Here is a 20,594-nt window from a genome sequence, read left to right as displayed (position 1 = left end):
TCGCAGAAATGCGGTGAATGTCGCTTTTGGGGCCCTCCGAAATGGAGGGCCCTTCGGGTCAGAGGAGGCCGAGCTTCTTCTTGAGTGAGGCCACGTGGCCGGTCGCCTTCACGTTGTAGAGGGCCTGTTCCACCTTTCCGTCCCCGTCGATGACGAACGTCGAGCGGATGACGCCCACGACCTCCTTGCCGTACAGCTTCTTCGTGCCGTAGGCGCCGTAGGCCTGGTGGATGGTCAGGTCGGGGTCGGACAGGAGGGGGAAGGTCAGCGCGTCGCGCTCGGCGAACTTGGCCAGCTTGGCCGGCTTGTCCTTCGACACGCCGAGGACGACGAAACCCTCGGCGGTGAGCTGGTCGAGGCTGTCGCGGAAATCGCAGGCCTGCTTGGTGCAGCCGGGGGTCATCGCGGCGGGGTAGAAATAGAGGATCACCCGCTTGCCGCGGTAGGTCTCGAGGGAGACGGTGCCGCCGTCATGGGTGGGTAGCGTGAACTCGGGCGCGGCGTCGCCGGGCGCGAGCTTGGTTTCGGTCAATGGGCCCTCCTGAGTTCTCCCCGCCAACCTACCGGCCTGGCCGCCGTGCCGTACGGCGTGCCGACCTGACAGACTGATCACGACCAGAACGGACGGAGCCCAGCACGGCACGCGGCGCCGGGCACGCGTACGGTCGGAAGGAGAGCCATGGCTGACACCGATCCCGACGAGCTGGAGCGGCGGATCGCGCGGACGCGCGCGGAGTTGGCGCAGACGGTCGACGCCATTGCCGACCGGGTGAGCCCCAAGCGGGTCGCCGAGCGTACGGTGGCGGACGTCAAGAGCAGGGCGGGGAACTTCGTGGCGTCCGTGGGTGACGCGCTGGGGGTCACGCCGCGGCCGGTGCCGTACGACGGTGAGGAGCCGGATCGGCTCTGGGAGGACGAGCGGCCCGACATGGGTCCTGTGCTGATCGGGGTGGGCGCGGTGCTGGTCGTGGGGGCGGCCATCATGCTGTGGCGGCGCAGGCGCAATCGCCGCTGACAGGCGCGTGTGTGCCGGGGGTCAGAGGAAGGTCTGGCCCTCGCCCCGGTAGGTAGGCACCGTTTCGACCAGGGTGTCGCCGTCGACGAGGTGGAGCGCGTCGAAGCGTTCGCACATCTCGCCCGCCTTGGCGTGCCTGAACCACACCCGGTCCCCGATCCGCAGCTCCGCGGCGGCCTGGCCGATGAGCGGGGTCTGCACCTCGCCCGCGCCCTCGTCGGGCGCGTAGCGCAGTCCGGCGGGCAGGTACGGCTGGGGCAGGCGGCTGGGTCCGGCCGAGCCGGAGGCGGGGTAGCCGCCGCCGAGCACGGTCACCGTCTCCATGTCGGGGCGGCGGACCACGGGCAGGGCGAAGAGGGCGGCGGGGCGGCCGGTGAAGCGGCGGTAGAAGTCGAACAGCCTGGGGTGGAAGAGCCCCGAGCCGGCCGCCACCTCGGTGATGGCCTTCTCGCGTACGGTGCGCTCCACGGAGCCGGTGCCGCCGCCGTTGACGAATTCGAGGTCGGTGTACTGGCGTACGGCGTTCACGACGCGGCCGCGCCGCAGGATGAGCTCTCTGGCGGAGCGGGCCTGCATGAGCCGGATGAGGCGGGTGTAGGCGGCGTTGCCGGGCGGGTCGTCGCCGAGGCCGGCGATCTGTGACTCGTAGGCCATGACCCCGGCCAGCCGGAACCCGGGGCGTTTGGCGATGCCGGCGGCCAGGTCGGCGGCCTGGTCGGGCTCGCGGACGGGGGAGCGGAGCGCGCCCGCCCTGAACCGGCCGCCGAGGGCGAGGTAGGCGGCGTCGATGTCGAGGCAGGTTCTGATCTCGGCGCGCTGGTGGACGTGCGACACGGCGGCGTCGATGAAGTCGAGGTGGGCGGCCGAGTCGATGGTGACGGTGATCCGCCGGGCGGTGTCCGGGTCGGCGGCCAGGGCGGCGAGGGCGTGCCGATCGGCGGTGGGGTAGGCGACGAGGATGTCGGTGAAGCCGTGGCCGGCCAGCCAGAGCGCCTCGGGCAGGGTGAAGGCCATGATGCCCTGGAAGCCGTCCATGGCCAGGACGCGTTCGAGGAGGGGCCGGCTGCGGATGGATTTGCTGGCGACCCTGATGGGCTTGCCGGCGGCGCGGCGGACGAGGTCGGCGGCGTTGGCTCGCATGGCCGCCAGGTCGAGGATCGCGAACGGCGCTTCCAGGCCCGCTGTGGCGCGGTCGTAGCGCTGGCGGTCATCCATACCAGCAGCGTAACGACATATCGGGCAAATGAATATGAGGCTTGTTCGTGTTGATCGTCGTCCCCGTAATGATCGGGCAAATGGGCGGCGAGGGCGCGGTTCAGGTCATGCGGGATCCATGTACGTCTGTCGTTGTGATGACCACGCTTCAGCAGATACTGCCCGGTGCCGCCGTCACCCCGCGGCACACCGGGCTGCGCCGGGCGAACAGGGCGTTGCGGCCGGCGCGTACCGTTCCGGGGGCCGCGGTCGCGCTGACGCTGGCCGCCGGGCTGGGGACGACCGCGGCCGAGGTGGTCTCGGGGCTGCTCGGCGCGCCGCTCGGCTGGGTGCCGGTGAACGAGGCGGTCGATCTCGCCACGAAGAGCACGTGGCCGGACCTCGCCACGCCGTCCCTGGTCATGTCGGGGGCGGGCGTGCTGATGCTGCTGCTCGCGGTCGTGCCGGGCCGGTCCAGGACGGTGCCGGTGGAGACGTCCGACCCGCTGATCGTCATCGGGATCACCCGCTCGGGACTGCGCCGTACGCTGCGCGCCGCCGCTCAGCAGGTGGCGGGGGTGGACAAGGCCCGGGTGCGGTTGCGCCGGCGCACCATCGAGGTGACGGTCATGACCGATGCGGAGAGCACGGGCCAGATGTTGCGGCAGGTCGGGACCGCGGTGGGGGACCGCCTGGCGGGCGTGGGCACGCTCGGCACCGGCGAGGTCGTGGTACGCCTGCGCAGGAAGGCCGTGTGATGCGCCGCTACCGCGGGAGGGCCCGTGTGATGCGGGATCGTGCCATCTGCCGGGACAGCGGGAAGGGCGTGTGATGCGGCGGTACACCGGGAATCGGGTCGGTCTGGCCGTCGTCGGGGCGACGCTGCTGGGCCTCGGGATCTACGCGTGGCTGCGCGGCGAGGACCGTTTCCTCGGCCTGCCGCCGGGCGCCAGGGTGCTGCCCGCGCCGGCGTACCGGACGCTGGCGGAGGAGCCGTGGCCGCTGTGGTTCCTGGCCCTGGGCCTGATGCTGCTGGCCCTGGTCTCGCTGCGCTGGCTGCTGCTCTGCCTGGGCTGGGGCCGCAGGGGCACGCCGAACGGCACGGGCACGGCCATGCTGTTCGTGGGGCTCAAGGGCGTGGAGGGGCTGGGCCGGGCGGGGGTCAGGGTGGCCGATGACGGGCTGCGCATCGCGCTGACCTGCCCGGCGGCGGCCGACGTAGGCGCGGTGGTGGGCAAGCTGGACGGCGACATCGTCGGGCGGATCCGGCGGGAGGTCCGCGATGACGAGACCCCCGCCGTCGTCCGGCTGCACGTCCGCCGCCCGGTCAGCACTCGATCACGTTGACGGCCAGGCCGCCGCGTGAGGTCTCCTTGTACTTGTCCAGCATGTCCTGTCCGGTGATGCGCATCGTCTTGATGGCCTTGTCGAGCGCCACGTAGTGCCGTCCGTCGCCGCGCAGGGCGATCCTGGCGGCGGTGATGGCCTTGTTGGAGGCGACCGCGTTGCGCTCGATGCACGGGATCTGGACCAGGCCGCCGATCGGGTCGCAGGTCAGGCCCAGGTTGTGCTCGATGCCGATCTCGGCGGCGTTCTCCACCTGCTCGGGGGTGCCGCCGAGCACCTCGGTGAGGCCGGCGGAGGCCATGGAGCAGGCCGAACCCACCTCGCCCTGGCAGCCCACCTCCGCGCCGGAGATGGAGGCGTTCTCCTTGAACAGCACGCCGATGGCGCCGGCGGTCAGCAGGAAGCGGACCACGCCCTCGTCGTCGGCGTGGGGGACGAAGCGGGTGTAGTAGGTCAGGACGGCGGGGATGATGCCGGCCGCGCCGTTGGTGGGGGCGGTGACGATGCGGCCGCCGGCGGCGTTCTCCTCGTTGACCGCGAGGGCGAAGAGCGTCACCCAGTCCATGGCCTGGAGCGGGTCCTTCTCGGCCGGCTCCGACTGCAGGCGGCGGTGGAGCTGGTTGGCGCGGCGCTTGACCTTCAGGCCGCCGGGCAGGACGCCCTCCTTGGAGATGCCGCGGCGCACGCACTCCGACATCACCCGCCACAGGTTGAGCAGGCCCTCCCTGATCTGCTCCTCGGTCCGGCCGAACGCCTGCTCGTTCTCCAGCATGAGGGCCGAGATCGACAGTCCCGTGTTGGAGCAGTGCTTGAGCAGCTCCTCGCCGGTGGTGAACGGGAACGGCAGCACCGTGTCGTCGGGCTTGATGCGGTCGGCGCCGGTGGCCTGCTCGTCCACCACGAAGCCGCCGCCGACCGAGAAGTAGACCTTCTCCCTGATCGGCTCGCCGGAGGCGGCGTAGGCGGTGAAGCGCATGCCGTTGGGATGTTCGGGCAGCGAGATCTTGCGTTCGAAGACGAGGTGCTCGCCGACGACGAACGGGATCTCGTGCGTGCCGTAGAGCTGGAGCGTGCCCGACTCGCGCATCGCGGCGACGCGGGTCTCGACGCTGTCCACGTCGACCAGTTCGGGCTTCTCGCCGGACAGGCCGAGCAGGACCGCCTTGTCGCTGCCGTGGCCCTTGCCGGTCAGGCCGAGCGAGCCGTACAGGATGGCCTCGACCCGGGCCACCCGGTCGAGCAGGCCGTCCTCGTGCAGGCCGCGGGCGAATTTGTGCGCGGCGGCCATCGGGCCGCCGGTGTGGGAGCTGGACGGTCCGATACCGATCTTGAACAGGTCGAAGACGCTGATCGCCATTGATGTGCGCCCTTCTTAGGGGCCGGGGCCCGTCCGTGCGGGCCCCGGCGGTGGGTCAGGACTCGCTGCCCTTGGTGAGCGCCGTGTACTCCTCGGGCGTGAGCAGGTCCTCGGCGTCGCCTTCCACGCGCACCTTGAACATCCAGCCCTCGCCGTAGGAGTCGCTGTTGACCAGGCTGGGGTCGTCCACGACGGCCTGGTTGACCTCCACGATCTCGCCGCCGACCGGCGCGTAGATCTCGTTGACGGACTTGGTCGACTCCACCTCGCCGACGGAGTCGCCCCGCTCGACGGTCGAGCCGATGTCGGGGAGCTGCACGTAGACGACGTCACCAAGGGCCTCGGCGGCGAAGGCCGTGACGCCGACGGTCACGGTGAGGCCGTCTTCGAGGCCGGCCACCCACTCGTGCTCCTTGGTGTAGCTGAGGTCGTCAGGGATGTTGCTCACTTGTTCCTCCTGTAGAAGGGCAGCTCGACCACGTCCATAGGTTCATGGCTGCCCCGGATGTCCACGGCCAGGCCTGTTTCGGCGCCGGTGTCCACGTAGGCCATCGCGATCGGCTTTCCCAGGGTCTGGGAAGGCGCGCCGCTGGTGACCACGCCGACGACGGCGCCGTCCTTGGTGACCGGGTAACCGTGGCGCGGCACCCGGCGGCCCCGCGCGACCAGGCCGACGAGCCGGCGTCGCGGCGTGTCGTCCTTGACCGCCTCGAGTGCCGACCTGCCGACGAAGTCGCCGGGCTTGTCGAATTTCACCACCCTGCCCAGCCCCGCGTCGAACGGGGTGAGCTCGGCGTGCAGCTCGTTGCCGTACAGGGGCATGCCGGCTTCGAGCCTGAGCGTGTCGCGGCTGGACAGGCCCGCGGGCTTGAGCCCGTACGGCTCGCCTGCCGCCGTGAGGGCGTGCCACAGCGGCACCGCGTCGTCGTTGGCGACGAACAGCTCGAACCCGTCCTCGCCGGTGTATCCGGTACGGGCGATGAGGGCCTGACGGCCGTCCACCACGCCGGGCAGCCCGGCGTAGTACTTGAGCCCGGCGAGGTCGGCGTCGGTGAGCGTGGCCAGGATCTCCTGCGAGCGGGGCCCCTGGACGGCGATCAGCGCGTACTGGTCCGACCGGTCCTCGACGACCACATCGAACGCCTTAGAGCGAATTTTCAGCTCATTTCCGACTTTTTCGTAGTTCGAGGCGTTGGCCACGACCATGAACTCCTCGTCCCCGAGCCGGTAGACGATGAGGTCGTCGAGCACCCCGCCGCGCTCGTCCACGATCATGGTGTAGCGCGCCCGCCCGGGCGTCAGCGCCGACAGATGCCCGACCAGCGCGTGGTCCAGGGCCTGGCCGGCCTGCGGCCCGGTCAGGAAGATCTCCCCCATGTGGGACAGGTCGAACAGCCCGGCCGCCTCGCGCACGGCCTTGTGCTCCGCGGACTCACTGCCGTACCGGAGCGGCATGAGCCAGCCCGCGAAGTCGGTCAGCGTGGCGCCGAGGCTCTCGTGAACGTCTCGTAGCGGTGTCGGTCGGGACATGAGTCGCACCTCAGGACAGGGTTGGATGCCAGGATCCTCCCCCTCTGTCATCGATGCCTGAGAGCTTCGCCCGACTTTTGCCGGACTTTCACCTTCGGCGAGGCCCGCAGGCCTGCTTTCCAGAGGTCACCCTTAGCCGTGCGGTCCTTTGCCTTGAGAGGTTTGCGGGGAGGGCTTGCTCCTTCAGGGACCCTGACCGGCTGTCAGGGTGCTCTCCCGCACGATTGGTCGGTGATGCCCGCCAGCCTAGTGCCGTCCGGGGGTCGTTGTCGCGTCCAGGGGAGTCGTGACCGGTCGCCGGCGGGTGCGTCTCAGCAGGCGGACACCAGTGCGTCGAACAACGCGTGCCCCTCCGCCATCTCCGCGTGCCACTGCACGGCCAGCACGAAGGCCGCGTCGAGTTCCACGGCCTCGATCGTCCCGTCGGCGCTGGTGGCCGTGACCGCCAGGCCGGGAGCGAGGCGGTCGACGGCCTGGTGGTGGTAGTGCGGGACCGCCACCGGCTCCTCGCCCAGCGCCTTGGCCAGCCGGCTGCCGGGCACGACGCTCACCGGCAGGTCGCCGAAGCGACCGGGGGCGGGGCAGTGGCCGGTGTGCCCGACCACGTCGGGCAGGTGCTGGTGCAGGGTGCCGCCCAGGGCCACGTTGAGCACCTGGAGGCCGCGGCAGATGCCCAGGTACGGCAGCCCGGCGTCCAGGGCCGCGGCGAGCAGGGAGAACTCCGCCTCGTCGCGGAACTCCCTGACGTAGCCGAGCCGCTCGTGCGGGGCGGCGCCGTACCTGGCCGGGTCGATGTCGCCGCCCCCGGCCAGGATCAGCCCGTCCAGGCCGCGCACGACGGAGGCGGGCTCGCCGGCCGGAGGCAGCACGACCGGCTGGCCGCCGGCCCGCACGACCTGCTCCACGTACGCGTACGGCAGCAACGCCGCCGTCGTGTCCTGCCACACCGTGAACGAGGCCGGCTCGACGTAACTGGTGATGCCGATGACGGGACGACGCACCATGGGACCCCCTTAGAGCGGTGTGACGTAGGCGCCGGAGATGCCGCCGTCCACCAGGAACTCGCTGCCCGTGATGAACGAGGCGTCGTCGCTGGCCAGGAACGCCACCGCGGCCGCGATCTCCGACGCCTCGGCGAAGCGGCCGACGGGCACGTGCACCAGCCGCCGCCGCGCCCGTTCCGGATCCTTGGCGAACAGCTCCTGCAGCAGCGGCGTGTTCACCGGGCCCGGACACAGGGCGTTGACCCTGATGCCCTCCCTGGCGAACTGCACGCCCAGCTCCCGCGACATCGCCAGCACCCCGCCCTTGGAGGCGGTGTAGGAGATCTGCGAGGTGGCCGAGCCCATCACCGCCACGAAGGACGCGGTGTTGATGATCGAGCCCTTGCCCTGGCGGCGCATGTACGGGATCGCGTGCTTGCAGCACAGGTAGACGCTGGTCAGGTTGACCTCCTGGACGCGACGCCAGGCGTCGATGCCGGTCTCCAGGATCGAGTCGTCGTCGGGCGGCGAGATGCCGGCGTTGTTGAAGGCGATGTCCACGCTGCCGTAGGTGTCGTGCGCCGTGGCGAACATCCGTACGACGTCGTCCTCGCTGGTCACGTCGGCCCGTACGAACAGGCCGCCGACCTCGGCCGCGGCCTTGACCCCCGCCTCCTCGTCGATGTCCGCGCAGACCACCTTGGCGCCCTCGGCGGCGAAGCGGCGGGCCGTGGCCAGCCCGATGCCGCCGCCCGCGCCGGTGATGACCGCCACCCGATCCTGCAACCGCTGCATGTGTGTCACTCCGATGAGATGAAGACGTTCTTGGTCTCGGTGAACGCGGCCAGCGCGTCCGGTCCGAGCTCCCTGCCGAGGCCGGACTGCTTGAAGCCGCCGAACGGGGTCCAGTAGCGGACGGAGGAGTGGGAGTTGACCGACAGCGCGCCCGACTCGACCGCCCTGGCCACGCGCAGCGCCCGGCCGACGTCGCGGGTCCAGATCGAGCCGCTCAGGCCGTAGGGGGTGTCGTTGGCGATCCGCACGGCCTGCGCCTCGTCCTCGAACCTGGCCACCGACACGACCGGGCCGAAGATCTCCTCGGTGAACGCGCGGTCGGTGAGCTCGGGGGTCAGTACCGTCGGCGGGAACCAGTAACCCTTGCCCTGCGGGCAGGAGCCCTGCAGCCAGGGGGTGCCGTCGACGAAGCCGCGGACGCGGTCGAGGTGCTCGGCGCTGATCAGCGGGCCCATCTCGGTGCTCTCGTCGCGCGGGTCGCCGACCTTGACGCCCTGGACGGCCGGGGCGAGCAGGGCCATGAACTCGTCGTACACGGAGGACTGGACGAGGATGCGCGACCGGGCGCAGCAGTCCTGGCCCGCGTTGTCGAAGACGGCGTAGGGAGCGGTGCGCGCGGCCTTGACCAGGTCGGCGTCGGCGAAGACGATGTTGGCCGACTTGCCGCCCAGCTCCAGCGTGACCCGCTTGACCTGGCGCGCCGCCGTGGCCGCGATCTCCTTGCCCACCTCGGTCGAACCCGTGAACACGATCTTCGCCACGTCCGGATGCTCGACCAGGCGGGCCCCCGCGACCTCCCCTGCCCCAGGCAGCACCTGGAGCACCCCCTCGGGGAGGCCCGCCGCCAGGGCCAGCTCGGCCAGCCTCAGCGCGGTCAGCGGAGTCCACTCGGCCGGCTTGACGATCACGGTGTTGCCGGCCGCCAGCGCGGGGGCCATGCCCCACGTCATGATCACCATCGGGAAGTTCCACGGCACGATGATCCCGACGACGCCCAGCGGCTCCTGGAACGTCAGGTTCACCCCGCCGGGCACCGGGATCTGCCTGCCGTGGTCGCGCTCCGGCGCCCCGGCGTAGAAGTGCAGCACGTCGCGGACGTTGCCGGCCTCCCAGCGGGCGTTGGCGGCGGTGTGGCCGGCGTTGGCCAGCTCCAGCTCCGCCAGCTCGGCGCCGTGCGCGTCCACCAGGTCGGCGAAGCGGCGCAGCAGCCGCGCCCGGTCGCCGGGGGCCACCTCGCGCCACGTCGCGTACGCCTTCCTGGCACGCTCCACGGCCCGGTCGACCTCGGCCGCGTCGAAGAGTTCGACGTCGGCCAGGACGTCCTCGGTGGCCGGATTAACGATCTTCATGCGTCCCCCTCACATCCGTTCGAAACCACGGAACAGCTCCCAGTCCGTGACCGCCGCGTCGTACGCGGCCAGCTCCACCCGCGCGTTGTTCGCGTAGTGGTCGACCACGTCCTCCCCGAACGCCTCCTTGGCCAGCTTCGACCCCTCGAACAGGGCCAGCGCGTCGCGCAGCGTGTGCGGCACGGTCTCGGCGCCGCTGGTGTAGGCGTTGCCCGCGCACGGGTCCTCCAGCGGCAGCTCCGCGTCGATGCCGTGCAGGCCGGCCGCGACCAGCGCCGCCACCGCCAGGTACGGGTTCACGTCGCCGCCCGGCACCCGGTTCTCCACCCGCAGGGACGGGCCGTGGCCGACGAGCCTGAGCGAGCAGGTGCGGTTGTCCACACCCCACTTGACCGCCGTGGGGGCGAAGCTGCCGGGGACGAAACGCTTGTAGGAGTTGACGTTGGGGGCGTACAAGAGGGTCAGCTCCCGCATGCACGCCAGTTGCCCGGCGATGAAGCGGGCGCCGAGCGGCGAGAGCCCGTACGGTCCCTCGCCCGCCATGACGAGCTCCCCGTCCTCGCCGCGGAGGGAGATGTGCACGTGGCAGGAGTTGCCCTCACGCTGGTTCGGCTTGGCCATGAAGGTGATCGACCGGCCCTCCTGGGCGGCGATCTCCTTGGCGCCGTTCTTGTATATGGCGTGGTTGTCGCAGGTGGTGAGGGCCTCGGCGTAGCGGAAGGCGATCTCGTGCTGGCCCAGGTTGCACTCGCCCTTGGCGGACTCGACGTACAGGCCCGCGCCCTCCATGTCGCGCCTGATCCGGCGCAGCAGCGGCTCGACGCGGGCCGTGCCGAGCAGCGAGTAGTCCACGTTGTAGAGGTTGGCGGGCGACAGGTCCCGGTAGCCCCGCCGCCAGGCGTCCTCGTAGCTGTCGTCGTAGACGACGAACTCCAGCTCGGTGCCCACGTACGCGGCCAGCCCCCGGTCGGCCAGGCGGGCGAGCTGCCGGCGCAGGATCTGGCGCGGCGAGGCGGTCACCTCGCCGCCGTCCTCCCAGGTCAGGTCGGCCATCAGCATCGCGGTCCCCTCGTGCCACGGCACCCGGCGCAGCGTGGCGAGGTCGGGCTTCATCACGAAGTCGCCGTAGCCCCGGTCCCAGGACGACATCGTGTAGCCCTGGACGGTGTTCATGTCCACGTCGACGGCGAGCAGGTAGTTGCAGCCCTCGGAGCCGTGCTGCAGCACCTCTTCGAGAAAGTACCGCGCCGACAGCCGCTTGCCCTGCAACCTGCCCTGCATGTCGGCGATCGCGAGGAGCACGGTGTCGATCCGCCCGAGCGCCACCTCGTCACGCAGCTCGGCGACGGAAAGGAACCCGGTGCTCGCTCGTCCGCTCACGCTACGTCGCTCCGATCTGGCCTGACGCGCTTACCCGTTGATTGGGCTAGTCTCAGACCATTGATGTGCATGCCACGATCGCTTGTCAAGACCTGAGGACACGTTGGACGAGTCGGCGCGTTTGATGACGGTGTTGCGGCCGGTCAGGGCCGGCAACGCCTTCGAGGAGACCGTGGAACGGCTGCTCCAGGCGATCAAACTCGGCGTGGTCGCGCCGGGCGACAAACTTCCGGCCGAGCGCGAGCTGTCCGCGCGGCTCGGCATCAGCAGGGTGACGCTGCGCGAGGCGATCCGCGCCCTGTCCGACGCGGGTTATCTCGACGTACGGCGGGGCCGCTACGGCGGCGCGTTCGTCACCTACGTCCCGCCCAAGCCCGACGCCGGCGACCTGCGCCAGGCCGTCAGGAGGATGGGCCAGGACGAACTGTCGGACGCGCTCACCTTCCGGCTGGCGGTGGACTGCGGGGCCGCGCAGATCCTGGCCACCTGCGACCTCACCGAGGACAGGAAGGCCGTCCTCGTCCACCGGCTCGCCGAGCTCAACCGGGCCGGGCTGGACGACTACCGCCGCCTCGACACCGCCTTCCACCTGTCCATCGCGGAGCTCACCGGCTCGGCCCTGCTCGCCACCACGTGCGCCGACGCCCGCTCCAGGATCAGCGACCTGCTGAACGCCATCCCGATGCTCCAGGTCAACCTCGACCACGCCGCCGTCCAGCACCAGGCCATCGTGGACGCCATCCTGGCCGCCGACCCCGACGCGGCCAGGCGAGCCGTCACCGAGCACCTGGAGGGGACGGCCGCGCTGCTGCGGGCATTCCTATCCTGACCGGCCATGATCGGGACAATGGGGCCGGGAAGGGGCTCGCGGCTCGTACCATCGAACGCAAGGGCCATGCAGAACTGGTTTCAGCAGAGCATCATCTCCACAGGACGGCTGCCGCTGTTCTGCTACTTCGTCATGCTCATCGTCGCCTTCATCGCCACCCGCATCAACGTGCGCCTGATCAGGGCGAAGATCGGCTGGTTCCGCAACGTCAACGTGGGCGAGATGCACATCCACCACGTGGTCTTCGGCGTGGTGCTGATGCTGATCGGCGGCGTCGCCCTCATCGTCTCGCCCGGCTCGCAGATCGGCACCGCCGCCGCGGCCTCCGTGTTCGGCGTCGGCTCGGCGCTGGTGCTGGACGAGTTCGCGCTGATCCTGCACCTGCACGACGTCTACTGGGAGGAGGAGGGCCGCACCTCGGTGGACGCCGTCTTCATCGCGGTCGCCGTCACCGGCCTGCTCCTCATCGGCCTGCGCCCGCTCACCTGGAACTACGGCACCCCGGTCAACCCGGCCATGCTGATCGTGGCCAACCTGGCGCTCGCCGTCGTCACGCTGCTCAAGGGCAAGATCTGGACCGGCATGGCGGGGCTCTTCGTGCCGCCCATGCTGCTGGTCGGCGCGATCCGGCTGGCGCGGCCCGGCTCGCCGTGGGCCCACTGGTTCTTCGCCAAGGGCTCGCCGCGCAAGGTGGCCAGGGCGGTGCGCCGGGAGGAGCGGTTACGGCGGCCGGTGATCAAGGCGAAGATCGCGTTCCAGGAGTTCCTCTCCGGGCGGCACGACCTGCCGTCCACCCGGCGCGGGCGCCGGCACACCTGACAGCTGTCCCGGCGTGCCTCAGGGCCTCACAGCGACGTGCCGGAGATCGGCTGCACCCACGGGGTGAGGTCCGGGCGTTTGGCCGTGCGGCCGTCGCCCGAGGAGCGGCCGCGCAGGCGGCGGGCCATCCACGGCCCCGCGAACGTGGCGAACCACCGCACCTCACCCGCCGCCACCCGCCACCTCGCCGCCGGAGGCAGGGGCGGGAAGGGCAGCATCCACGAGTCGTCGCTGCCGGCCAGCCCCAGCGCGTGCGCCATGGCGGCGGCGATGCGGGCGTGCCCGGCCGGGCTCGCGTGCAGGCGGTCGACGCTCCACATCCGCGCGTCCGTGACGAACTCCATCGCGAACGTGTCCACCAGCGCGACCCCGTGCCGGGCGGCGGCGGCGCGGATGCGGTCGTTGAGGTCGAGCACCCGGGGCCGCAGCGGCCGGGCCATGGGGGCGATCTTCGCGATGTCGGGGAACGTCACGCTGACCACGTGCGCGCCCGCCCCGGTCAGGGCGGCGAACATCTCCTCCACCACGCCCGCCACCGCGGCGGCGTCGAAGCCGGGGCGGATGATGTCGTTCATCCCCGCCATGACCGTGACCAGGTCGGGCCGCAGCGCCAGCGCGGCGTCCAGCTGCTCGGCGCGGATCTGGGCGGCCACCCGGCCGCGCACGGCCAGGTTGGCGTAACGCAGCCCGGGGTTGGCGCGGGCCAGGTGCTCGGCCAGGCGGTCGGCCCAGCCGCGGTGGCCGTTGACGTCGTCGCCGTCGCCCAGGCCCTCGGTCTGGCTGTCCCCGAGCGCGACGTAACGCGTGTAGGCGGTCATGAGGTCTCCTTCCCGATGCGCTCGCGTGCCCTTTCCGAGCGCTCCTCCAGCGTCCGCGCGGTGCTCAGGCACCAGTCGCGCGTCTCGCGGGCCAGCCGGCAGCCGGCCTGGCCGGACAGGTACGGGCCCACGTGCTCGCCCTCACGCAGGAACGTCTCCTCGTCCAGGTCGCCGCGCAGGCCGGCCAGGATCCGCTCGAAGATCTCCAGCTTGGCGCCGGCCTCCCGCGCGCGGTCGCGTAGCTGCTCGATCACCGGCGCGGGGTCGAGCAGGTCCACGGCGTGCACCTTGACGGCCAGGTCGTCGCGCAGGACCAGCGGTCTGGCCGGAGCGGCGGCGTAGGCGGCCAGCTCGGCGAGCCCTGACTCGGTGACCTTGAACACGCGCTTGTTGGGGCGGCCCCGCTGGACCACCTCCCGGCCCGTGACCAGGCCGCCGGCCTCCAGCTTGGTCAGCTCGGCGTAGAGCTGCTGGGGGGCGGCGTACCAGAAGTTGGAGACGCCGATGTCGAAGATCTTGGTGAGCTGGTAGCCGCTGTACTCGCCGTCGAGCAGCGCCGCCAGCACCGCATGCCTGAGAGCCATCGCGAATCAGTAGTACTCATGGATATGAGTAGTCATGAACGTGACTATAGGCGGTGGGTGCGGGCGCGCGCTAGAGGGCGACCACGGAGCGCAGGGCCAGGCCCGCGCCGAGGAGGACGACCATGGCGGCCGTGCCCATCGGGGCCAGGCCCGACAGCTTCGCGGCCAGGCGGCGGCCGGCCGAGGCGCGTCGTTCCAGCCGGTCCACCAGCTTGACCAGGAGCAGGCCGGTGATCGTGAGGGTGGCGGCCATGCCGACGCCGTACGCGGTGACCAGCGCGACGCCGAACCAGGTACGGCCGAGGGCGATCGCGCCGAGCAGGACGATCAGGGCGGAAGGGCTGGGAACCAGACCGCCCGCCACCCCGAGCCCGATCAGGCCCCGGCGCTTGGAGCGATGCTGGTCGTGGTCGTGGTCGTGGTGGTGGTGGCCGTCCTGGTCGTGGTCGTGCTGATGGGTGCCATGGCCGTCGTGGTCGTGGTCGTGTGCGTGGCCGTGGCCGTGTCCGTGTCCGTGTCCGTACGTGTGGCCGTTTCGGGTGTTCTGGAGGAGGCGCAGGCCGATGACGGCGATCAGCACGCCGCTGGCCACCCCCAGCCAGGCCAGCACCGACTCCCCGGCCAGCGCCGTGAACACGGTCAGCAGCAGCCCCACCACCAGCACTCCGGCCGTGTGCGTGGCCGTCACTGTCGCGCCCACCACCAGCGCGTCGCGCGGGCGTCCGCGCCGGCCCGCCAGGTACGCGGCCATGATCGTCTTGCCGTGCCCGGGGATGAGCGCGTGCCCGGCCCCGAGCACCACGGCCAGCGCGACCGCCAGCAGGCCCAGCGGCACCGTCAGCGTCTCCGAGCCGATCAGGCCGGTGAACGTCCGGTCCAGCGCGGCCAGCGCGTCCCCGATCGGCCCGCCGATCTCGATCCCGCCGGGCACGCCGCCTCCGGGAGCGCCGGACGCGCCGGGAGCGGCGTTGCCGGGGACGCCGGACGCGCCGGGAGCGGCGTTGCCGGGGACGCCGGAGACGGTGCCGGAGACCGTGCCGGAGACCGTGCCGAAGACGGTGAAGGTGGCCGTCCGCTGGTCGAGCGGGTCCGTGAGCAGGTCGTCGGGGTACGAGCGCAGCTCCTGGCTGATGCTGCGGGCGGGCACGGAGGAGCCGGTCAGGCGCACCCTGTCGCCCACGGCGGTGATCTCGCGCCAGCCGATCCTGTCCTGCTCGAATCCGTCGCTGAACGTCACGGCCCCCGAGGCGCGGACGTCGGCGACGAGCCGGCAGGACAGGCGGCTGGTCCGCAGGCCCCCTTCGCCGGGGGCGTAGGTGAAGGAGGAGCCCTCCACCCGCCACGGCACCGTCCGCCCGGCCACCTCCAGCCGCTGGGCGGCGGCCAGGGCGGCGCAGCGGCGGGCCGGGTAGGCGGCGTCCACGTCCGGCTCGGCCTGCACGGTCGGCAACTCGGCCAGGTCCACGACGGCGAGGTTGCGCACGCCCGAGGCCGAGACCCGCAGCCCGTTGTAGTGGTTGACGGTGAACCGGCCGAGCGGATGAGCCAGCGCCCGCGCGCGGGCGGCGGAGCCGGGCAGCGTGGCCGCCGTCCCCGCGTGGGCGATGAAGGCGGGCGTCTGCACGTGGGTGGTGCGGGTGGGCGTCTGCGCGTGGGTGGTGCGGGTGGGCGTCTGCGCGTGGGTGGTGCGGGTGGGCGTCTGCGCGTGGGTGGTGCGGGTGGGCGTCTGCGCGTGGGTGGTGCGGGCGGGCGTCTCTGCGTGGGCGGCGGCCGGCAGCAGGGCTGTGGACAGGGACAGCAGCAGGCCCGTCGCGAGGGACGGCAAAGCGAGCAGGACCGCTCTCATGAGAACCTCGCCAGTGCGGAAAGCGTCGGGTCGAAGGCCGGATCCACCCGCGCCGGGCGGCCGAGTGCCCGCTCGATCGTGGCGCGGTGGTAGGCGAGCAGCGGGTTGCGCCAGCCGGTCGCGGTGGCCCGCTCGGCGTGGCGAAGCGCCTCGGCCGGCTCGCCCGCCTTGAACAGGGCCCAGGCCAGGGCGTCGGCGGCGACGAGGTTCGGGTTGCGGGCGTACTCGGCCCTGGCGTGCCGCACGGCCGTGGCCGGGTCGCCGTGGTCGGCCTCGAACTCGGCCCAGGTCAGGTCGTCGCGCACGCCCGCCGCCGCGAAGAGCTTGCGCTGGGCCCTGAGCAGCGTCCAGTCGGCGCGCTGCCCGGCCTTGATCCGGGTCTCGCCCTGCTCGATGAGGTACTGGGGGAGGGGGAGCCGTTCGACGACGCGCTCGTACAGGGCGAGCGCCTCGGTGAGCCGGCCGCCGAGCGCCGCGGCCCTGGCCTGGCCGGCGAGGGCGGGCGTATAGGCGGGGTAGGCCGTGAGGGCCTTGCCGTACCAGTCGGCCGCGGTCTTCAGGTCGCCCGAGTGGAGGGCCAGCTCGCCCAGGTAGTAGCGGGTGTAGGCGACGTCGGCGGGCGCCCAGGCGTCGTTCTGCGCCATTTCAAGGTATTCGCGGGCCTTGCCGAGGTCGCCGCGCAGCTCGGCCGCGTAGGAGGCGCGGGTGAAGGCGGGGACGCCGGGATGCAGCTCCATCATCCGGTCCACGGCCCGCTTCGCCCCGCGCAGGTCGCCGAGCTGGGTTCTGGCGTCGGCCAGCACGCCGTACGCGGCCACGCCGTACGGGTTGGCCGCGATGGCGCGTTCGGCCAGCCGTACCGCGTCGGTGAACTCGTGCCGGCCGGCGGCCAGCGCCGCCTGGGCGGCGAGGACGGCGTCGTCGCGGCCGTCGAGCCGGGCGGCTGTGGCGAGCGCGCCCTCCGCCTTGCCGTAGTACGCCGGGTCGCCGGTGACCCTGGCCTGGTCCACGTACTGGGAGGCGAGTCGCGCCCAGCCGCGATGGTCGCCGGGCAGCCGCCTGAGCCGCTCCTGCAACGTCTCGCGGCGCTGCGCGTCCGCCACCGGCAGTGGCTCGGGCGTGGCCGTGAAGGTGAGGATCGTGAACAGCATCGCCCCGGCGAGGGCGAGGGCGGCGGATATCGCGAAGGCACGCATGTCCAAGGCTCCAGGGTCGGAGGTGGGGCCGGCCGGCCGTGACGGGGAGCACGGCCGGCCGGCCCTTTCTGCGGGCGGCAGGCGATGGGAGACGGGTGCCTGCCGCCGGGGCGGACCGGCCGGTCTGGAGAGGGACCGGCCGGTCAGGAGGGTCAGCGCTGGTTCACTGCCACGTTGCTCGGCAGCGGGATGTACGGGAACGTCTGCCCGAACGGCTTGTCGTTCCTGTCCACCTTGTCCGTCAGTCCGGGAACGAGCTTGCCGGTCAGCGCGGCGCCGGCCACGGCCTGCAGTTCGATGTCCACGACGTCGTCGGCGAGCCGGCGGCCGTTCGGGAAGCCCGCGAGGTCGCCGCCGAGGACGCCGAGCCGGTTGGGGTTCTTGGCCGGCGGGACCGCCATGTTCAGCCGCAGCATCTCCGAGGGGCGCAGCTTGCCCGCGTCCTTGTTGAGCACCTGCGAGTTCAGGTCGGCCTTGATGGGGCCGTTCTGCTTGGCGATGCCGGTCAGGAAGATCTCGACCAGGTCGTTGCGCGGGGTCGCCGGAGCCTTGATCCCGTAGATCTTCTGCAGCAGCCTGGCCACCTCGGGGTCGGTGACCCGGTCGACCAGGGCCTGCACGCCGGCGTCCTTGGACGGGTCGAGGGCGTTGTAGGCGTCCTTCAGCCCTGCGGGGGCGACGACCTCGTTCACCAGCGGGTTGCACAGGCGGGAGACCTGCACGAAGGAGTCGCCGTTGAACTTGTCGGTGGTCGAGCAGACGCCGATCACGGGGTTGCGCCTGGGGTCGCCCTTGAGCGCGAGGTCCGTGGCGGGGACCTGGAGGGCCACGGTGTTGACGTTGTAGCCCTTGGTGGTGTCCTGGCCGACCTCGGTCAGGTCGCCGCCGTAGAGCAGGTCGAAGACGCGCAGGTCGAGGAAGAACGCCTCGTCCGACTGCCCGGCGAACGTCTTGCCGCCGTTCGGCAGGCTCTTGATCGACTGGTTGCGCAGGGTGGCGTAGTTCGGCATGGAGGCGCGTCCGACGTTGCTCGGCGCGACGATGCCGTCGTCGACCAGCGTCTTGGAGCCGCCGGGGGTGATCCGCTTGAGCGTGTAGCGCTGGCGGAAGAGCAGGTTGGGGTCGTTCAGCGAGGTGACGGGGCCGTCGTTGTAGAGGAACGTGTCGTTGCCGCGCTTGTCCTCGTTGCGGAACGTCCACTCGTAGGTGATGTCGGTCTTGGCGTCACCGTCGTTGTCGATCTTTATGTTGTGCCGTGACTTGACCGCGAACGGGTAGAAGTTCGGGCCGCCGTTGGGCTCCTCGAACGGGATCCAGTTGGCGATCAGGGTCACGGAGTCGGCCTTGTCGGGACTCACGAAGGCGTACACGTCGGTGTTGTCGTGCTGCGGGTCACCCGAGATCATCGGGGCCTCGCGGTGCGAGGAAGCGATGCCGGAGTCGGTGCGGAGCACGGCCAGGGACGACACAGCGACGGCTGCGGCGAGGCCGATTCCGACAAGAGCGCGCCGGTTGGTCCGGAGCTCCATGTTCGGTCCTTTCGGGAAGGGCTGTTCGTGACGTGCGAGGTTCCGGCCGGATTCCTCGACGCCCTATTCGTCCGTGGCCCGCCCGCGGATGTCGGTCTCCTCCCTGAGAATGAGCGTCAACCAAAGTTGACATACTTAAGTCGTCAATTTAGGTTGACTCTGTCCCGGCGGTGCGGATCCCGGCGTTCCGTTCGTTGGACTGAATCGAGAAATGTCGTGAGGGGAGATGTGGTGCTCAGGGAACTGCTGGCTTATGTGCGCCCGCACCGGAAGATCCTGCTCGTGGGCGGATTACTGGGCCTGGTCGGCTCGGCGGCCGGTCTGGCGATGCCGTTGCTGGCCAAGTATGTGGTGGACGCCTTCGGGCAGACCGGGTCGATGGCGGCGCCGTTGCTCGGGCTGACCGTGGCGGTGCTCGTCGGGGCGGTCGTCTCGGCCGGGGGAAGCTACCTGATGGAACGCACGGGCGAGGGCATCGTGCTCGGCGCCCGCCGCAGCCTGGTGGACCGGATGTTGCGGCTCAAGGTCGCGGACGTGGACCGGCTCAAGCCCGGCGACCTGCTGTCGCGGGTGACCGGTGACACGACGCTGCTGCGGGCCGTGCTCACCAACGGCATCGTCGACTCGGTCAGCTCGGCGTTCATGCTGGTGGGGGCCATCGTCCTGATGGCGACCATGGACGGCGTGCTGCTGCTGGTCACGCTGCTCGTGGTGGTGGTGATCGGCGGGATGGTGGCGCTGATCATGCCGCGGATCCAGCGGGCGCAGACCCAGGCCCAGGAGGCCGTGGGCGAGATGGGCGCGGTGCTGGACCGGGCGCTGCAGGCGTACCGGACGGTCAAGGCGAGCGGCGCCGAGGAGCGGGAGATCGCCGTGGTCGGCGACGCGGCCGTGCGGGCCCGCGACCGGGGGCTGCAGGTCGCCGGATGGACGTCGCTGGCGGGAGTGGCGACGTGGATGGCGGTGCAGATCGCGTTCCTGGCCGTGCTGGGGGTCGGCGGCGCGCGGGTCGCCTCCGGCACGCTGGAGGTGTCGTCGCTGATCGCGTTCCTGCTCTACCTGTTCTACCTGGTGCCGCCGATCGGGCAGCTGGTCCAGGGCGGCGTGCAACTGCAGCAGGGGCTCGCCGCGATGAAGCGGATCAAGGAGATCGAGGACCTGCCCGCCGAGCCGGTCGGCGTCGCGGAGCGGCGCGAGGAGCGGCCGTTCGGCGTGCGGTTCGCGGACGTGGTCTTCCGGTACGGCGACGACCGGCCGGTCGTGCACGACGGCGTCAGCTTCGAGGTCTCACCCGGCGGGCTGACGGCGCTGGTCGGGCCGTCGGGGGCGGGCAAGTCGACGGTGTTCGCGCTGCTCGAACGCTTCTACGACCACCAGTCCGGGTCGATCGCCATCGACGGGAGGGACATCCGCGACTGGCCGCTCGGCGAGCTGCGGGCCGCGCTCGGCTACGTCGAGCAGGACGCTCCCGTGCTGGCCGGCACGCTCAGGGAGAACCTGCTCTTCGCCGCCAGGGACGCCACGGAGGAGGAGCTGCACCGGGCGATCGCGCGGACGAGGCTCGACGACCTGGTGGCCCGGCTCCCCGACGGGCTGGACACTCCGGTCGGGCACCGCGGCGTGCTGCTGTCAGGTGGGGAGCGCCAGCGGGTGGCCATCGCCAGGGCGCTGCTGCGCAAGCCCCGCCTGCTGCTGCTCGACGAGGCCACCTCGCAGCTCGACGCGGTCAACGAGCTGCGGCTGCGCGAGGTGATCGCCGAGGTCGCGAGGGAGACCACGGTGCTGGTCATCGCGCACCGCCTGTCCACGGTGACCAACGCCGACCGCATCGTGGTGATGGAGGGCGGCGGCGTGCGCGCGGTCGGCACGCACGACGAGCTGGTGGGCACGGACGAGCTCTACCGGGAGCTGGCCGCCACCCAGTTCCTGGTCGGCTGAACGTCGCCGGCCCGCCGTTCAGGGCGTCGCGCCGGGTTAGTCTCTTCGTGAATGGGTTCATTCACGAAGAGACCGGCCGGGCGGG

General features: G+C 71.4%; 20 protein-coding genes and 1 riboswitch. Of the genes, 6 read left to right on the top strand and 14 right to left on the bottom strand.

The features are described 5' to 3' along the window. Positions 1 to 58: 58 nt before the first annotated feature. The gene (gene bcp, locus OIE67_RS37460) at positions 59 to 532 is read right to left on the bottom strand and encodes a thioredoxin-dependent thiol peroxidase (RefSeq protein ID WP_106248279.1); all 474 of its coding nucleotides are present in this window, start codon (positions 530 to 532) and stop codon (positions 59 to 61) included. A gap of 147 nt (positions 533 to 679) precedes the next feature. On the opposite strand from bcp, the gene OIE67_RS37455 reads away from it, so the two are divergent. Then, complete coding sequence (locus OIE67_RS37455; RefSeq protein WP_106248281.1) at positions 680 to 1,015, top strand: DUF3618 domain-containing protein; 336 nt, start codon at positions 680 to 682, stop codon at positions 1,013 to 1,015. 21 nt (positions 1,016 to 1,036) lie between these two features. On the opposite strand, the gene OIE67_RS37450 is transcribed toward OIE67_RS37455, so the two are convergent. Next, the gene (locus tag OIE67_RS37450) at positions 1,037 to 2,230 is read right to left on the bottom strand and encodes an amino acid deaminase/aldolase (protein ID WP_326629430.1); all 1,194 of its coding nucleotides are present in this window, start codon (positions 2,228 to 2,230) and stop codon (positions 1,037 to 1,039) included. Between the two features lie 137 nt (positions 2,231 to 2,367). Between OIE67_RS37450 and OIE67_RS37445 the strand changes: the two genes are divergently transcribed. Further along, positions 2,368 to 2,967 carry a DUF6286 domain-containing protein gene (locus OIE67_RS37445; protein WP_326629428.1) on the top strand — a complete coding sequence of 200 codons (600 nt, stop codon included), beginning with the start codon at positions 2,368 to 2,370 and terminating at the stop codon, positions 2,965 to 2,967. Positions 2,968 to 3,040: 73 nt separating this feature from the next. Continuing rightward, positions 3,041 to 3,556, top strand: coding sequence for a hypothetical protein (locus OIE67_RS37440; RefSeq protein ID WP_106248285.1), 516 nt, complete (start codon positions 3,041 to 3,043; stop codon positions 3,554 to 3,556). Here OIE67_RS37440 and OIE67_RS37435 read toward each other — a convergent pair. The 7 genes from OIE67_RS37435 to OIE67_RS37405 all read right to left on the bottom strand — a co-directional run bounded on the left by OIE67_RS37435 (position 3,537) and on the right by OIE67_RS37405 (position 10,950). Beyond that, complete coding sequence (locus tag OIE67_RS37435; RefSeq protein WP_106248287.1) at positions 3,537 to 4,913, bottom strand: L-serine ammonia-lyase; 1,377 nt, start codon at positions 4,911 to 4,913, stop codon at positions 3,537 to 3,539. The two genes, OIE67_RS37440 and OIE67_RS37435, sit on opposite strands and share 20 nt — an antisense overlap. A 55-nt stretch (positions 4,914 to 4,968) precedes the next feature. After that, positions 4,969 to 5,361: a glycine cleavage system protein GcvH gene (gene gcvH, locus OIE67_RS37430; protein ID WP_326629423.1), complete on the bottom strand. Its 393-nt coding sequence runs from the start codon at positions 5,359 to 5,361 to the stop codon at positions 4,969 to 4,971. Beyond that, positions 5,358 to 6,443 carry a glycine cleavage system aminomethyltransferase GcvT gene (gene gcvT / locus OIE67_RS37425; RefSeq protein WP_106248290.1) on the bottom strand — a complete coding sequence of 362 codons (1,086 nt, stop codon included), beginning with the start codon at positions 6,441 to 6,443 and terminating at the stop codon, positions 5,358 to 5,360. The genes gcvH and gcvT overlap by 4 nt, the downstream gene beginning before the upstream one ends. Positions 6,444 to 6,574: 131 nt before the next feature. Then, positions 6,575 to 6,672, bottom strand: a riboswitch (glycine riboswitch). 82 nt (positions 6,673 to 6,754) lie between these two features. Continuing rightward, positions 6,755 to 7,447 carry a gamma-glutamyl-gamma-aminobutyrate hydrolase family protein gene (locus tag OIE67_RS37420; RefSeq protein ID WP_326629420.1) on the bottom strand — a complete coding sequence of 231 codons (693 nt, stop codon included), beginning with the start codon at positions 7,445 to 7,447 and terminating at the stop codon, positions 6,755 to 6,757. A gap of 9 nt (positions 7,448 to 7,456) precedes the next feature. Then, complete coding sequence (locus OIE67_RS37415; protein WP_326629418.1) at positions 7,457 to 8,221, bottom strand: 3-oxoacyl-ACP reductase; 765 nt, start codon at positions 8,219 to 8,221, stop codon at positions 7,457 to 7,459. A gap of 5 nt (positions 8,222 to 8,226) precedes the next feature. Then, positions 8,227 to 9,570 carry an aldehyde dehydrogenase family protein gene (locus tag OIE67_RS37410; protein ID WP_326629415.1) on the bottom strand — a complete coding sequence of 448 codons (1,344 nt, stop codon included), beginning with the start codon at positions 9,568 to 9,570 and terminating at the stop codon, positions 8,227 to 8,229. A gap of 9 nt (positions 9,571 to 9,579) precedes the next feature. Further along, entirely contained in the window at positions 9,580 to 10,950 is a 1,371-nt protein-coding gene (locus tag OIE67_RS37405) for a glutamine synthetase family protein (protein WP_326629414.1), read from the bottom strand. Between the two features lie 124 nt (positions 10,951 to 11,074). On the opposite strand from OIE67_RS37405, the gene OIE67_RS37400 reads away from it, so the two are divergent. Both OIE67_RS37400 and OIE67_RS37395 read left to right on the top strand, forming a co-directional pair. After that, a complete protein-coding gene (locus tag OIE67_RS37400; protein WP_326629411.1) occupies positions 11,075 to 11,779 on the top strand; it encodes a FadR/GntR family transcriptional regulator in 705 nt (234 codons plus the stop codon). A 66-nt stretch (positions 11,780 to 11,845) separates the two neighbouring features. After that, a complete protein-coding gene (locus OIE67_RS37395; RefSeq protein WP_106248299.1) occupies positions 11,846 to 12,598 on the top strand; it encodes a hypothetical protein in 753 nt (250 codons plus the stop codon). 26 nt (positions 12,599 to 12,624) lie between these two features. Here the strand turns inward: OIE67_RS37395 and OIE67_RS37390 are convergent, their stop codons facing one another. The 5 genes from OIE67_RS37390 to OIE67_RS37370 all read right to left on the bottom strand — a co-directional run bounded on the left by OIE67_RS37390 (position 12,625) and on the right by OIE67_RS37370 (position 18,571). After that, complete coding sequence (locus OIE67_RS37390; protein ID WP_326629408.1) at positions 12,625 to 13,416, bottom strand: SGNH/GDSL hydrolase family protein; 792 nt, start codon at positions 13,414 to 13,416, stop codon at positions 12,625 to 12,627. Then, positions 13,413 to 14,000: a PadR family transcriptional regulator gene (locus tag OIE67_RS37385; RefSeq protein WP_326629406.1), complete on the bottom strand. Its 588-nt coding sequence runs from the start codon at positions 13,998 to 14,000 to the stop codon at positions 13,413 to 13,415. The genes OIE67_RS37390 and OIE67_RS37385 overlap by 4 nt, the downstream gene beginning before the upstream one ends. A 70-nt stretch (positions 14,001 to 14,070) precedes the next feature. Then, positions 14,071 to 15,846 carry a High-affinity nickel-transporter gene (locus tag OIE67_RS37380; RefSeq protein WP_326629404.1) on the bottom strand — a complete coding sequence of 592 codons (1,776 nt, stop codon included), beginning with the start codon at positions 15,844 to 15,846 and terminating at the stop codon, positions 14,071 to 14,073. Next, positions 15,843 to 17,042, bottom strand: a complete 1,200-nt coding sequence (locus OIE67_RS37375; RefSeq protein ID WP_326629402.1) for a tetratricopeptide repeat protein — start codon at positions 17,040 to 17,042, stop codon at positions 15,843 to 15,845. The genes OIE67_RS37380 and OIE67_RS37375 overlap by 4 nt, the downstream gene beginning before the upstream one ends. A gap of 152 nt (positions 17,043 to 17,194) precedes the next feature. After that, positions 17,195 to 18,571 carry a DUF4331 domain-containing protein gene (locus OIE67_RS37370; RefSeq protein ID WP_106248305.1) on the bottom strand — a complete coding sequence of 459 codons (1,377 nt, stop codon included), beginning with the start codon at positions 18,569 to 18,571 and terminating at the stop codon, positions 17,195 to 17,197. A 216-nt stretch (positions 18,572 to 18,787) separates the two neighbouring features. On the opposite strand from OIE67_RS37370, the gene OIE67_RS37365 reads away from it, so the two are divergent. After that, positions 18,788 to 20,509 carry an ABC transporter ATP-binding protein gene (locus OIE67_RS37365; protein ID WP_326629399.1) on the top strand — a complete coding sequence of 574 codons (1,722 nt, stop codon included), beginning with the start codon at positions 18,788 to 18,790 and terminating at the stop codon, positions 20,507 to 20,509. The last annotated feature ends 85 nt before the right edge of the window (positions 20,510 to 20,594 follow it).

Source organism: Nonomuraea fuscirosea (assembly GCF_035917475.1).
Taxonomy (GTDB): Bacteria; Actinomycetota; Actinomycetes; order Streptosporangiales; family Streptosporangiaceae; genus Nonomuraea; species Nonomuraea fuscirosea.
This window is presented reverse-complemented; position numbering and strand designations above follow the sequence as displayed.

Coding starts and splice junctions, on each gene's coding strand:
- OIE67_RS37420 (WP_326629420.1), bottom strand. CDS start 7,447: ATGGTGCGTCGTCCCGTCATCGGCATCACCAGTTACGTCGAGCCGGCC.
- OIE67_RS37410 (WP_326629415.1), bottom strand. CDS start 9,570: ATGAAGATCGTTAATCCGGCCACCGAGGACGTCCTGGCCGACGTCGAA.
- OIE67_RS37445 (WP_326629428.1), top strand. CDS start 2,368: ATGACCACGCTTCAGCAGATACTGCCCGGTGCCGCCGTCACCCCGCGG.
- OIE67_RS37450 (WP_326629430.1), bottom strand. CDS start 2,230: ATGGATGACCGCCAGCGCTACGACCGCGCCACAGCGGGCCTGGAAGCG.
- OIE67_RS37385 (WP_326629406.1), bottom strand. CDS start 14,000: ATGGCTCTCAGGCATGCGGTGCTGGCGGCGCTGCTCGACGGCGAGTAC.
- OIE67_RS37380 (WP_326629404.1), bottom strand. CDS start 15,846: ATGAGAGCGGTCCTGCTCGCTTTGCCGTCCCTCGCGACGGGCCTGCTG.
- OIE67_RS37455 (WP_106248281.1), top strand. CDS start 680: ATGGCTGACACCGATCCCGACGAGCTGGAGCGGCGGATCGCGCGGACG.
- OIE67_RS37400 (WP_326629411.1), top strand. CDS start 11,075: ATGACGGTGTTGCGGCCGGTCAGGGCCGGCAACGCCTTCGAGGAGACC.
- OIE67_RS37390 (WP_326629408.1), bottom strand. CDS start 13,416: ATGACCGCCTACACGCGTTACGTCGCGCTCGGGGACAGCCAGACCGAG.
- gcvT (WP_106248290.1), bottom strand. CDS start 6,443: ATGTCCCGACCGACACCGCTACGAGACGTTCACGAGAGCCTCGGCGCC.
- OIE67_RS37370 (WP_106248305.1), bottom strand. CDS start 18,571: ATGGAGCTCCGGACCAACCGGCGCGCTCTTGTCGGAATCGGCCTCGCC.
- OIE67_RS37415 (WP_326629418.1), bottom strand. CDS start 8,221: ATGCAGCGGTTGCAGGATCGGGTGGCGGTCATCACCGGCGCGGGCGGC.
- OIE67_RS37435 (WP_106248287.1), bottom strand. CDS start 4,913: ATGGCGATCAGCGTCTTCGACCTGTTCAAGATCGGTATCGGACCGTCC.
- OIE67_RS37375 (WP_326629402.1), bottom strand. CDS start 17,042: ATGCGTGCCTTCGCGATATCCGCCGCCCTCGCCCTCGCCGGGGCGATG.
- OIE67_RS37395 (WP_106248299.1), top strand. CDS start 11,846: ATGCAGAACTGGTTTCAGCAGAGCATCATCTCCACAGGACGGCTGCCG.
- OIE67_RS37440 (WP_106248285.1), top strand. CDS start 3,041: ATGCGGCGGTACACCGGGAATCGGGTCGGTCTGGCCGTCGTCGGGGCG.